We start from the raw sequence: 11,497 nt of genomic DNA, 5'->3' as shown, positions 1-11,497 counted from the left end.
CCGGACGGGGTGGGGGTGGGGTGGGGTGGGGGTTAGGGCTGGGGGTCGGGGCGGGCGAAGGGGGCGGCGGGGGTGACTGTCAGGTCGGCTGGAGCGGGGAGGCCGTCCTCGATCGGGTCGGGGTCACGGCGGCGGCGCCGGGGGCGCGGTGCTGGCGGGTCGGCGGGGCGGTCGTCGTCCGGCGGCCCGAACGCGCCGGGGGGTGCGGCGGGGGTCAGCCGCAGGGCGGCCGCGAACAGCACGCAGGCCACGAACGCCATCACCACCCCACGGCCGTACTCGACCTGGAAGCCGTCCTGGGGCGAGTAGAAGAAGTTTCGCTGACCGGGGTTGTCGAGGCTGGCCGTGGCAGCCACCAGCAGCGCCAGCAGGGCACCGGCCACTGTGAGACCGGCCAGCCGGGCGTTCGGCCGCACGGCCGCCGTGCCGCGCAACGTCAGCGCCACGGTGCAGACGAGGGCAAGAAGCCCGACCAGGTAGCCGACCCCGAAGCCACCGACCTCGGACACCCCGGCGGGCACCTTGATCGTCGTGTTCCCCTCGGGCCCGCCGTTCGGCAGGTTCATCACCAGCCACTCACCGACGAGCGAGGCGATCGCGGCCACCGCGCCCAGACCGGCGAGCAGCAGGGGCAGACGAGGATCCTGCGTGAAGTCGGCCAGGGACCAGGCGAAGCGGCGTCGCGGGGCCGGCTCGTCGGCACCCCACTCGATCACCGCCGGGGCCTCGGATCGGTCGCCCTGCCGCGGGATCGGAAGCTCCTCGGACATCGGCCACCCTTCCGCCCTGTCACGGACCTGGGTCGCATCATGGCACAGCAAGCTGGTGGTGACAGGGATCGCAGGGCTGGCGAGCGCGCCGGTCTGTCGCTCGGCGGTCGCCTTTCCGCTAGCGTTTGCCCCATGCCTATCCGTACCGCTTCAGCACAATGGCAGGGCAATCTCACCGAGGGCGCGGGCACCATCCGCACCGGTAAGGGCGGCCTGTCCGGCAACTACTCCTTCAAGTCGCGCTTCGAGGAGGGTGAGGGCACCAACCCCGAGGAGCTGATCGCCGCCGCGCACGCCGGCTGCTTCTCGATGGCGTTCTCCAAGGCGCTTGCCGACGCGGGCTCGACGGCCACCTCGGTCGAGACCACCGCCAAGGTGCACCTGGACAAGACCGACGCCGGCATGACGGTCACCCGGATCGACCTGGAGACTGTCAGCCAGGTCCCGGGGATCGACGACGCGGAGTTCCAGAAGCTCGCCGAGGCCGCCAAGGCCAACTGCCCGATCTCTCGCCTGCTCTCGCCGGGTGCCGAGATCACCCTCAACGCCCACCTGGCTGCCTGAGCCAACCGGCCCACACCGTACGTCCACGGAAGGAGCCTCCGCCCGATCCAGGGTGGTCGCTTCTTCCGTGCATGTGCGGATGACGGCCACTGTCGTCCGGCAGGACCGGGCCGCGTGCCCCCGCGTCGGGCACAATGGGCGAGGTGCCGGTGGAGATGAGCCGTGAGCGCTTCGAGGAGTTGGTCGGCGAAGCCCTCGACGAGGTGCCCGAAGAACTACTCGGCCTGATGAACAACGTGGTGATCCTGGTCGAGGACGACCCGCCACCGGGAGAGGTCGACCTGCTCGGCCTCTACGAGGGGCATGCGCTCACCGAGCGCGGCTGGGACTACTCCGGCGTGCTGCCCGACCGGATCTTCATCTACCGCCGTCCGATCCTGCGGATCTGCGACAACGACGAGGACGTCATCGACGAGGTGGCAGTGACTGTGGTGCACGAGATCGCCCACCACTTCGGCATCGACGACGCGCGGTTGCACGCGCTCGGCTGGGGCTGAGCCCCGCCGCTCGACGCCCGCCCCCGCCGCTCGACGCCCGCCCCCGCTGTTCGATCCGCCCGCGCCGCGCCGCCCGTCCGATGGCCGGTGCTTGCCGAGGTCGCCTACCGTCGGTGCAGCGAACGCGACCCTATTCAGGAGGCCCTTTCATGCGCAGCGAGCTGTTCTCCGCGGAGAATCTGGAGAAGGAGTCCGCGCAGCCCGGCATGCGGTTGCAGAACTCCAAGATGTTGAAGATCGAGCTCAACGGCGAGGCGATGGCCCGGGTCGGGTCGATGGTCGCCTACCAGGGCAATGTGCAGTTCCAGGCGTTGGGTTCCGGCGGGCTCGGCAAGTTCCTCAAGCAGAAGCTCACCGGCGAGGGCGTCCCGCTGATGAAGGTCACCGGGCAGGGTGACGTCTTCCTCGCCGAGCTGGCCAAGGACGTGCACATCATCGACCTGGAGCCGGGCGACTCCCTCTCCATCAACGGCAGCAGCGTGCTCGCCTTCGACTCCACCCTCCAGTACGACATCAGGATGGTCGGCGGCGCCGGGATGGCGTCCTCGTCCGGCCTCTTCAACTGTGTGTTCACCGGCTACGGGCGGATCGCCATCACCACCAGGGGCACCCCGGTCGTGCTGAACGTGGACGCCCCGACGTACGTCGACCCCCAGGCTGCGGTCTGCTGGTCGGCCAACCTCCAGACCGGCTACCACCGGGCCGAACAGCTCGGCCTCGGCACTCTGCTCGGGCGTCGCACCGGCGAGTCGTTCACCATGAGCTTCGCCGGTCAGGGCTTCGTCGTGGTGCAGCCGTCCGAGGAGCCGCCGATCATGGGCAGTGGCCAGCAGCAGCAGGAGGGCGGTCTGCTCGGCGGTCTGCTGAGCTGACCGGGAGTGGCGCTGGCCGCACCGGACCTGTCGGGCTGACCGCAGCGGCGCGGGCGCTCCCGTTCTCTTGGGGGCGCTCCGCGCCGGTCAGGTCAACTCACCGGTACGCAGGCGGGTCAGCCAGGCCACCGCGTCGGCGTAGTCGACGTCGGAGAGCCCCGCTGGCGCGGGCACCGGGCGTTCGCCCGCCTCGGCCCACCGGTGCCGGGGGTAGGACCCCAGGAAGCGGACGTCGGCACAGACCCTGCGGAGCCCCTGCAAAGCCTCGCCCAGGCGTACGTCGGCCACGTGGCCGGTGCAGTCCAGGAAGAAGACGTAGCGGCCCAACGCCTCGCCGGTCGGCCGGGATTCGATCCGGGTCAGGTTGACCCCACGGACGGCCAACTCCATCAGCACGGACAGCAGCGCGCCGACCCGGTCGTGGGCGATGTAGACCGCGAGCGAGGTGAGGTCGTCACCGGTCGGCGGCGGTGGCGGCCCGGGGCGGGACACCAGCGCGAACCGGGTCACCGCGTCGGGGTGGTCGGCGATCTTGTCGGCGAGTGTGGTGAGTCGGTGCCGGGAGGCTCCGATCGGTGCGCAGATCGCCGCGTCGTACTCACCCGTGCCGGCGCCGGCGGCGGCCGCGCCGTTGGAGAGCACGTCGACCACCACGGCGTCGGGCAGGTGGTTGCGCAACCAGCCCCGGCACTGGGTGGACGCCTGTGGATGGGCCGCCACGGTGCGGATCGAGGTCAGCGGGGTGTCGGGCCGCGCGGCGAGCACGAACTCCACCGGCAGGATCACCTCCCGGGTGATCACCAGCGGCTCGCCCTCGGCCATCTCGTCCAGCGTGACGCCCACCGCGCCGCCGATCGAGTTCTCCAGTGGCACCAGCGCGGCGTCGGCGTCGCCGGCGCGGACGCTGTCCAGCGCCTCTCCGACGCTGCGGGCGGGCGTACGGGTGCCGCGCTCGGCGGCGGGTATGGAACGCAGGGCCTGCTCGGCGAAGGTGCCCTCCGGCCCGAGGAAGACGAAACGTGTCGGCGGTGTTCCCGGCATGCCGATCAGCCTACGCACCCGGCCCGTTGGCCGGGCCGGCGTCACAGGCGAGGGCGCGAATCCCGGCCGGGCTGGTGGCGCGTACCTCGATGGTGCAGACGTCCGTGCCGGCGGTGACCAGCACCGGGGAACCGGGCTCGCCCCGGGTGATCACCTGGAGTTCCTCGTGCCCGGTCACCGTCAGCACCGTGAACTGCCAGTCAGCGGCGCAGAGCGGCCCGGTGCGGACCTGGACCCGGACGTTCGCCGGCAGCACTCCGGCCCGGCCGCGCAACAGTTGCAGCACCCGCTGGCCGGTCGGCCCGTTGCGGCAGGCCGTCGCGACCAACCCGGCGTCCGGGGTGGGCGTGACCGTACCGGGAGACGGCGCGGTGGTGGGCGGGGTGGCCGGTGCGGTGCTCGGTCCGGACGGTGTCGGGGCTGCGGTGTGGGTGGGCACGCTGGTCGGCTCCCCCAGCCCGGGTGGGGCGCCGCAGCCGGCCAGCGCCGCGACGGCGAGCGCCATCGGCAGGACTCGGGCGAGGCTCCGCGCCGGAACGCGATCGGCTGCCCGGCCAGCAGCCGCCGGTGGGGGGTGGATCGTCGACCGCGGTGAGGGGGACGCGGGCGGGGGTGGGGTGAACGGCACGGGCCGATCCTCGGGACATCGGAGAATTCGTCGCGGCCGGGGTGGCCGAGCCCATCGTAGGGCGAGCGGCGGGTCGGGTGAAGGTCAGCCGGTGACGCGGTGCCCGGCGCGCTGGAGCGCGGCCGTGCCCTCGATCAAACGGACGGTAGGCACCAGCAGATAGTCGGTGTCGAACGTGGAGAAGGTGACGGCGCTGACCCGTGCCTCGGCGAGCGGGTCGACCAGCGCGGCAAGGCTGCCGGTGCCGGCCAGGGCCACCGGGGCGGTGACCCGTAGGCAACGCCAGGTCGTCTCCACCACGGCCTGTGCCGGCGCCCGCTCGGTCGGGCAGATCACGGAGATCCCGTCGGAGGTCCAGCTCACCGTCACCACGTCCGCGCCGCGCAGCCCGCTTGACAGCGCGTACGGCAGGGTGGTGCCGGGGGCGAGCCGGCACACAGCGTATTCCCCCGGCAGCAGGGCGATATCGAGCATGAGGGCACCCTACGGCCTTCGTGTGGACCCGCCCGGGCAACGCCGCGTGCGGCGAGGGACACACTGCGCCGCAGGTCAGACCTCGGAGAAGAAGGTGAGTGAGCCGGCCACGGTGCCGTCGGTGAGCACCGGGGTGGAGATCGCGTCTACTGTCGCGTCGGAGCTGTTCGCCGAGGCGGCCTGCACCCTGAGTAGCCCACGGGCGAGCCGGCCGGAGGAGAGCGCCAGCAGGGGCGGAATCTTGTCGATCTCGGCTTCGGTCAGCTCGCCCCGGTTGGCGGTGAAGTCGAGCAGGCGCAGCCCGCCATCGAGCAACGGTCGCCCGATCAGCCCGGCCGGCTCACCGAGACAGAGCAGCTCGCAACCGGCCGTGGAGATCGCCACCACCCGGGTGTCGGCGTCGATCAGCAGGCACGGCTCGTCCGCCCGGGAGACTGTCGACGACCATTGGCCGACGTTGTCGGACTCCGGCTCTGTCGAGGCCCGCGCCGCCGGCACGAACGCTTCCGAGAGCGAAAGTTCGACGTGGGCCACCGCGCCTCCTATGTGCACCGATCGACTGTCCACGCTAGCGGGTCGCCGACGGAATCACCGAGCGCACCGGGTCACCGGGGCGCGCAGCGTGAACCGAGGCGACCGGTGACGGCGCGGAGACCGGTGAGGTGAACGGGGGGACCGGAGCCGCGTGGCGTCGCCGGTGACGTTACCGGCGGTGGGCCGGCTTGTCAGCGGCCGTTCGGCCCTCGTCGTACCACCGGTAGTCGGCGGTTGGACGGTACGTGCCGTTCAGCCAGGTGCCCGGGTGCTGTGCGACCCGGGAAAGCTTCTCGGCTGTGGCCGGGCTGATCCGGCTGCCGCCGGCGACGAGCAGCCGGTCCAGTTCCCGGTGGGTGGCCATCAGACAGTCCTTCGGAAGGCCGTAGACGCTGATCACGCCCGAGCCGACGAAGGTCAGCACCGGCGTCACCGGAACGGGCAGCCCCACCGCCTCGGAGAGCGCCTTGCTGGCCCGCTTGGCGTCCCGGCGGGACTCGGCCACGTACGGAGGCCGCTTGCCGTTGATCTGCACCACGTCGCCGGCGACGAGCACCCTGGCTCGGCCGTGGTCGGCGATGGTCACGGCAAACAGGCCACTCGGCCCGATGGCGAGGAACCCGGCTCGTTCGTCCTGACCGCGGTCGAGGACGTCCGTCACGTCGGTGCGCGGCCACTCGATCACGTGCCAGGCAGGCCCGAGGTGGTCGAGTTGGCCCAACGCCCGTGCCCCGGCCGCCTCCAGGCGGCGTGCACCCCGCTCGGCCCGACGGCGGCGGGCCCACTCGAGCGGGGTCGGACGGACCGGTTCGAGAACCCCCGGCGCCTCGACGCGGGGGTGTGGCACCGCGACGGGCGGCAGTGCCCGAGCGGACGGTACGGCTCGTCGTGCGGGAAAGACAGTCATCGCGACCTCCGGCAAAAGGTCCCTCGAAGTTATGTCCTCACTACCCTACGTTGCCACTACCGGTGTTCTGCAAGCCGGAGCGCCGGAATGACTGTGGATGAATGCCATATTCATCCACAGTTCTTTTCTCGGATGCCGCTAAACCCTGCCCTACGCTGCGGGAGTGACCCACTACGTCGACAGTGAAGTCGGGCGGCTCGGCACCGTACTGCTGCACCGGCCCGGCCCCGAACTGGCCCGGCTCACCCCGCGCAACAACGACTCGCTCCTGTTCGACGCGATCCCCTGGGTGGGGCGCGCCCAGGAGGAGCACGACGCGTTCGCCGCCGCCCTGCGCGAGCGCGGCGTCGAGGTGCTCTACCTGGCCACCCTGCTGGCCGAGACGCTGGCCGTCGCGGACGCCCGGGCCGAACTCACCGAGCAGGTGCTGCGCTCCCGGCGGCTCGGCGACACGCTGCGCGCCCGTGTCGCCGACCACCTCTCCTACCTGGACCCGGCCGCGCTCGCCGACGTGCTCACCGCCGGGCTGGCCCACGAGGAGTTGCGGATCAGCTCCGAGCGACCGGGTGGGCTGGTCTACACGCTGATGGACCGACACGACTTCGTCATCGACCCGTTGCCCAACCTGCTCTTCACCCGCGACTCGTCGCTGTGGATCGGCGACCGGGTCGGTGTCACCAGCCTGGCCATGCCGGCCCGCCGCCGGGAGACCACACTGACCGACGCCATCTACCGCCACCACCCCCGGTTCGCCGGCACCGAGTTCGTCTACCGCCCCAGCCTGGAGCACCTGGAGGGCGGGGACGTGCTGCTGCTCGCGCCCGGGGTGCTGGCGGTCGGGGTGGGCGAGCGGACGACCCCGGCCGGCGCGGAACGCCTCGGTCGGCAGGTCTTCGCCGCCGGCCTGGCCCACACCATCCTGGTGGTGCCGATCGCCCAGAAGCGCGCCACCATGCACCTGGACACCGTGTGCACGATGGTCGACGTGGACGCCGTCCTGATGTACCCCAACATCGCGAGCACGCTGTCCGCGTACACGGTGATCGCCGGCGGGGACGGCGAGGACCCCCGGGTGGACGGGCCGGCGCCGTTCCTGCGGGCCGCCGCCGACGCGATGGACCTCGACCTGCTCCGGGTCATCGACACCGGGCTGGATCCGGTCACCGCGGAACGCGAGCAGTGGGACGACGGCAACAACACTCTCGCGCTGGCCCCCCGGCTCTGCGTCGGCTACGAGCGCAACACGGAGACCAACGCCCAACTGGAGCGGGCCGGCATCGAGGTGATCCCGATCGCCGGCTCCGAGTTGGGCTCCGGTCGGGGCGGGCCGCGCTGCATGTCCTGCCCGATCACCCGCGACCCGCTACCCGTCGCCGGCTGAGCACACGACCGGCCCGTCACCCCGCTGAGCGGTACGACCCCGGCTGAGCGAGACGCCGCCTGAGCTCGCCCGGCCGAGCGGAACGACGGCCCCGGCTCAGCGCAGGGTGAGCTGGCGGCCGAGCAGCCCCTGACGGGCCCGGCGGCCGGCGGCGTCGAGTGGGTCGGCGACGGTGAGCGCCTCGGCGTAGCGCTTGGCGAACTGCGCCACCGGCTCCTCCCACTCGGCGGCCGGGGTCTCCTCCGGCAGGTCCCAGACCGGCACGAGTCGACCGTGCGCGCGGAACATGCCGGCGAACTTGGTCTGCTCGCCGAGCGTCAGCGTGCCGGCCGCGCCGAGTCGGGCCAGCGCGTCCAGGGCGGCGTCCTCGTCGTCCGGCAGCACCCAGCGCACGTGGGCCTTCTCCGGGACCTGACACCAGTACGCGGCCTTCGCCGCGGTCAGCCGGACCGTCGGGTAGATGGCCGCGTTCGCCCGCTCCAGCGACGCCTGGACGGTCGGATCGTCGGCTGCCCCGGGGTCGAGCCAGAAGTCGAAACCGTCGTGCATGGTGATGTCCAGCGGACCGTCCACGAGGATGTCCTGCAGCCGCGGCCCGGGGCCGGGCAGTGGCGGCACTGCCACCTGGCCACCCGGCTCGGCACGCAGCGCGCTGAGCAACGCGTCGGCCAGGTCCCGCGACACGTCGCCGGACTGCTGGTGGCGCTGGAGACCGATCAGCACCCGGCCGTCCGGCTTGGTGATCGCCGGGGCGGCCATCGGCAGCACCGTGGCGAGCGTCGCCGCCCGGTCGCCGAATTCCTCGACCAGGGCGGGTGCCAGGCGCAGCGGGGCGGAGGCGGCGGGCACCAACTCGCGCAGCGCGATCCACTCGGACTCGTCGACCAGCCCGTCGAACGGACGCGGCACGAAGACGTCTCGCACCTTGTCGCGACGGGGGGTGGTGTCGGCGGCGGCGCGCTGGCTCTTTCGACGCTTACTCACGGCGTCACAGCCTAGAGCCCCGAGCGGCTCGCCGTGACCGGGACCCGCCCGAGCCGTCCTCAGCCCGCCGACACCAGGTCGGGTCGAGGTGTCGGCGCCGGGTCGAACTCCGCCCAGACGCGCTGGCCCATGCCGTCCCGCTCGACGCCCCAACGGGTGGCCAGGCCGGCGACGATGTGCAGCCCGCGCCCGTCCGCCGCGTCCGGGTTGGCCGTCCGGAGCCGCGGCCCGGTGCTCGCGCTGCCGCCGTCGGTGACCCGAAGCTGGATCAGTGCGCCCTCGGCCGAGGGCCTCAGCTGCCAGGCAACCCGGATCACGCCGCCGGGCAGCGGTCTGGCGTGCCGCACCGCGTTGCCCACCAGCTCCGCGAGCACCGCGATCAGGTCCGCGAGGAGCGTCGGGGGTACGACGTCCGTCAGCTCGGCGGCGAGCCGGTGTCGGGCCAGCCGTGCCCCGCCCGGGTGGTGGGGAACCACCACGCACCAGGCTCGATCCCTCGTTGCCGCTGCCACCGTCGCCTCCACGTCGCGCCACCCCTGGTCAACCGCGTGGTAGCCGCACCTCTGCGACCGTACCGCCGCCGGTCCTCGGACGTAGGGATACCCATCCATTCTGCTGTTCAACGATCCGACGGACGAGATAGAGGCCGAGCCCGGCCCCCGGGTAGCCGCGACGGTCGCCGGACTCGCCCTGCCAGAACCGGTCGAACGCCCGTTCCACGTGCTCGGGTCGGATGCCGATGCCCTGGTCGCTGACCCGGAACGCCACCAGATGACCGTCGCCGGAGGCGGTGATCTCGATGGGAGAACCAGGTGCCGAGTATTTACCGGCGTTGGTCGTCAACTCGGTCAGCACGGTGGCCAGGCTGGGCCGGTGACCGAGCGCCTTGGGTAGATCGCTCGGGAGGCGGAGCACCAGCCGGCGGCGCAGCTCCGCCGGCAGGTCGACGACGGCGGAACGCAGCGCCTCGCCGAGGTCGAACGGGGTGGGAGGGTCGTCGCCCGGCCCTACCTCGGCCGCCGAGCTGAGCAGACGGTCGACCAGCCGGGCCAGCTCGTTGGCGCGTTGCCCGATCACCCGGGCCGCCTGCCGTCGGTCGACGTCGGTCAGCGACTCCCAGTGGTCGGTGAGGGTGTCCGCGTACCCCTTGATGACGGTGACCGGGGTGCGCAGCTCGTGGCTGGTCACCGCGACGAACAGCTCTCGGTCGTGGTCGCGGCGCTGCTGGTCGGTGATGTCGCGGAAGGTGACCACCCGTAACGTTCCCGGGCCGGGCAGGTCGCCGGAGGTGATCCGCAGCCAGCGGCCGTCCGGCATCCGGTGGTCCCGAACCTGCCCGGAGGGCGGCAGTGGGAACGGCAACGGGTGGCTCAGCGCCTGCTCGACCGTCCGGCCGGTGACCTGGGCGGCTGCCGGGTTCCAGAGCCGGACGTGCCCGTCCCGGTCGACGACGGCCAGCCCGTCGGCGAGGGCCGCCACCACCGGGCCGTCGCCGTGCACCGGCAGGCCACTCTGGTCGCCGTACATGTGCCCGACGCAGGAGGCGAGATAAGCGATCACCCCCTGCTGCTCGGCACCCGGCTCGTCGTCGCCCGGGTAGAGCGCGTGCAGGCTGCCGACGGTGTGCCCGCCGATCTCGGCCCGGGAGACGACCATCCGGCGCAGGCCGCTGCCGGCCAGTTCGCCGGCCAGCTTGCCGTTGAGGTCACTCACCCGCGCCTGGCGTACCCGTGGCCCGGAGAGCAGGCAGACGGTGTCCGGGTCGTCGACAGCCAGTGGTCGGCCGAGGGCCCACTCCGCCGCGCCGGTCGCGGCGATGACGCGACCGCCGGTCGGACCGAACTCGACGAACGCCATCCCGGTGGCGCCGAGCGCAGGCTGGGCCACCCGGAGTAGTTGGGTGAGGACCGGCAGGCCCGCGTCCCCAGAGTTGATCATCTCGATCACGACGGTGTGGCCGGCGAGGAGAGCGGGGAAATCGATACGCTCCGGCATGTGCCGAGTCTGCCCCGCCGACCGGGTTTTGGGCACCCCCGCCCGGTCGATGGGTCAGCGGTCCAGCCGGGCGAGGGCGTACGCGGGCCGGTCGGTGATGATCCCGTCCACGCCGGCGGCCAGCACCAGCTCCAGGTCGGTCGGCTCGTTGACCGTCCAGACGTACACCTGGTTGCCGGCCGCGCGCAGTGCGGGCAGCAGCTGCGGGCGGGCCCGGACCAGGCCGATGCCCGGCCCGGCGATCCGGGTGCCGAACGGTAGCCGACCCAACCGCAGCCAGCGCGGCAGCACTTCCAGCAACAGCACGGTGGGCAGCGTCGGGGCCAGCTCGCGCACCCGACGGACCGCCAGCGGGGAGAACGACATGACGGTGACCTGCACCGGGTCGTCCGGCGCGGGGTCGGCCAGCCCGTACCGGCGCAGCAGGCTGACCAGTCGCCGTTCCACGTTCGAGCCGTAGCGGGACGGGTGCTTCGTCTCCACCAGCAGTCGGACCGGTCGCCCGGCGGCGAGCACCGCGTCCAGGAGCCGGGCCAGGGTCAGCAGCCGGGTGTGCGACTCGTCCGGTGGCAGGTCGCCGATCGGGGCGCTGCCCGGGTGCCACGAGCCGAAGTCCAGGGCGTCCAGCTCGGCGAGCGTACGCGCGCTGACCAGACCGCGACCGTTGCTGGTGCGGTCGAGTCGTCGGTCGTGCACGCAGACCAGGTGCCCGTCCCGGGTCAGCCGGACGTCGCACTCCAGGCCGTCGGCGCCCTCGTCGAGGGCGCGCAGATACGCGGCGAGGGTGTGCTCGGGTAGGTCGAACGAGGCGCCGCGGTGCGCGAAGACCAGTGGCCCGCCCATTCCGCCG

General features: G+C 72.5%; 14 protein-coding genes. 4 read left to right on the top strand and 10 right to left on the bottom strand.

All coding sequences use genetic code 11. The features are described from left to right. Positions 1–32 precede the first annotated feature (32 nt). Positions 33–770 carry a hypothetical protein gene (locus KBX08_RS10295; protein ID WP_210782757.1) on the bottom strand — a complete coding sequence of 246 codons (738 nt, stop codon included), beginning with the start codon at positions 768–770 and terminating at the stop codon, positions 33–35. 132 nt (positions 771–902) lie between these two features. Here KBX08_RS10295 and KBX08_RS10290 point away from each other — a divergent pair, with 132 nt between their 5' ends. From KBX08_RS10290 to KBX08_RS10280, 3 genes are all read left to right on the top strand, one after another. Further along, positions 903–1,334, top strand: coding sequence for an OsmC family protein (locus KBX08_RS10290; protein WP_210782755.1), 432 nt, complete (start codon positions 903–905; stop codon positions 1,332–1,334). A gap of 149 nt (positions 1,335–1,483) precedes the next feature. Continuing rightward, on the top strand, positions 1,484–1,831 hold the full coding sequence (locus KBX08_RS10285) for a metallopeptidase family protein (protein ID WP_196924705.1): 348 nt from the start codon (positions 1,484–1,486) through the stop codon (positions 1,829–1,831). 149 nt (positions 1,832–1,980) lie between these two features. Then, positions 1,981–2,703, top strand: coding sequence for an AIM24 family protein (locus KBX08_RS10280; RefSeq protein ID WP_210782753.1), 723 nt, complete (start codon positions 1,981–1,983; stop codon positions 2,701–2,703). Between the two features lie 87 nt (positions 2,704–2,790). Here KBX08_RS10280 and pheA read toward each other — a convergent pair whose 3' ends face one another. The 5 genes from pheA to KBX08_RS10255 form a co-directional block, all read right to left on the bottom strand. Further along, the gene (gene pheA / locus KBX08_RS10275; protein ID WP_210782751.1) at positions 2,791–3,744 is read right to left on the bottom strand and encodes a prephenate dehydratase; all 954 of its coding nucleotides are present in this window, start codon (positions 3,742–3,744) and stop codon (positions 2,791–2,793) included. A 10-nt stretch (positions 3,745–3,754) separates the two neighbouring features. Beyond that, positions 3,755–4,249 carry a hypothetical protein gene (locus KBX08_RS10270; RefSeq protein WP_210782749.1) on the bottom strand — a complete coding sequence of 165 codons (495 nt, stop codon included), beginning with the start codon at positions 4,247–4,249 and terminating at the stop codon, positions 3,755–3,757. A 207-nt stretch (positions 4,250–4,456) separates the two neighbouring features. Then, positions 4,457–4,846 (bottom strand): ACT domain-containing protein, encoded by a 390-nt coding sequence (locus KBX08_RS10265; protein ID WP_210782747.1) that lies wholly within the window; start codon positions 4,844–4,846, stop codon positions 4,457–4,459. Between the two features lie 75 nt (positions 4,847–4,921). Then, positions 4,922–5,380, bottom strand: coding sequence for a hypothetical protein (locus KBX08_RS10260; RefSeq protein WP_112583869.1), 459 nt, complete (start codon positions 5,378–5,380; stop codon positions 4,922–4,924). A 169-nt stretch (positions 5,381–5,549) separates the two neighbouring features. Further along, positions 5,550–6,287, bottom strand: a complete 738-nt coding sequence (locus tag KBX08_RS10255) for a hypothetical protein (RefSeq protein WP_112583868.1) — start codon at positions 6,285–6,287, stop codon at positions 5,550–5,552. A gap of 163 nt (positions 6,288–6,450) precedes the next feature. On the opposite strand from KBX08_RS10255, the gene KBX08_RS10250 reads away from it, so the two are divergent. Next, the gene (locus tag KBX08_RS10250) at positions 6,451–7,668 is read left to right on the top strand and encodes an arginine deiminase (protein ID WP_091396783.1); all 1,218 of its coding nucleotides are present in this window, start codon (positions 6,451–6,453) and stop codon (positions 7,666–7,668) included. Positions 7,669–7,764: 96 nt separating this feature from the next. On the opposite strand, the gene KBX08_RS10245 is transcribed toward KBX08_RS10250, so the two are convergent. From KBX08_RS10245 to KBX08_RS10230, 4 genes are all read right to left on the bottom strand, one after another. Next, positions 7,765–8,652, bottom strand: a complete 888-nt coding sequence (locus KBX08_RS10245) for a DUF5926 family protein (RefSeq protein WP_210782745.1) — start codon at positions 8,650–8,652, stop codon at positions 7,765–7,767. A gap of 59 nt (positions 8,653–8,711) precedes the next feature. Next, positions 8,712–9,131: an ATP-binding protein gene (locus KBX08_RS10240; protein WP_238687953.1), complete on the bottom strand. Its 420-nt coding sequence runs from the start codon at positions 9,129–9,131 to the stop codon at positions 8,712–8,714. Between the two features lie 61 nt (positions 9,132–9,192). Beyond that, positions 9,193–10,647 (bottom strand): PAS domain-containing sensor histidine kinase, encoded by a 1,455-nt coding sequence (locus KBX08_RS10235; RefSeq protein WP_210782740.1) that lies wholly within the window; start codon positions 10,645–10,647, stop codon positions 9,193–9,195. 54 nt (positions 10,648–10,701) lie between these two features. After that, positions 10,702–11,490, bottom strand: a complete 789-nt coding sequence (locus KBX08_RS10230) for a glycerophosphodiester phosphodiesterase family protein (RefSeq protein WP_210782738.1) — start codon at positions 11,488–11,490, stop codon at positions 10,702–10,704. Positions 11,491–11,497: the final 7 nt, after the last annotated feature.

Source organism: Micromonospora sp. H61 (assembly GCF_018070325.1).
Classification (GTDB): domain Bacteria; phylum Actinomycetota; class Actinomycetes; order Mycobacteriales; family Micromonosporaceae; genus Micromonospora; species Micromonospora salmantinae.
This window is presented reverse-complemented; position numbering and strand designations above follow the sequence as displayed.

Excerpts from the sequence above, each read along its gene's own strand:
- KBX08_RS10230 (WP_210782738.1), bottom strand. The coding sequence starts at position 11,490 with ATGGGCGGGCCACTGGTCTTCGCGCACCGCGGCGCCTCGTTCGACCTA.
- KBX08_RS10270 (WP_210782749.1), bottom strand. The coding sequence starts at position 4,249 with ATGGCGCTCGCCGTCGCGGCGCTGGCCGGCTGCGGCGCCCCACCCGGG.
- KBX08_RS10280 (WP_210782753.1), top strand. The coding sequence starts at position 1,981 with ATGCGCAGCGAGCTGTTCTCCGCGGAGAATCTGGAGAAGGAGTCCGCG.
- KBX08_RS10235 (WP_210782740.1), bottom strand. The coding sequence starts at position 10,647 with ATGCCGGAGCGTATCGATTTCCCCGCTCTCCTCGCCGGCCACACCGTC.
- pheA (WP_210782751.1), bottom strand. The coding sequence starts at position 3,744 with ATGCCGGGAACACCGCCGACACGTTTCGTCTTCCTCGGGCCGGAGGGC.
- KBX08_RS10255 (WP_112583868.1), bottom strand. The coding sequence starts at position 6,287 with ATGACTGTCTTTCCCGCACGACGAGCCGTACCGTCCGCTCGGGCACTG.
- KBX08_RS10290 (WP_210782755.1), top strand. The coding sequence starts at position 903 with ATGCCTATCCGTACCGCTTCAGCACAATGGCAGGGCAATCTCACCGAG.
- KBX08_RS10265 (WP_210782747.1), bottom strand. The coding sequence starts at position 4,846 with ATGCTCGATATCGCCCTGCTGCCGGGGGAATACGCTGTGTGCCGGCTC.
- KBX08_RS10295 (WP_210782757.1), bottom strand. The coding sequence starts at position 770 with ATGTCCGAGGAGCTTCCGATCCCGCGGCAGGGCGACCGATCCGAGGCC.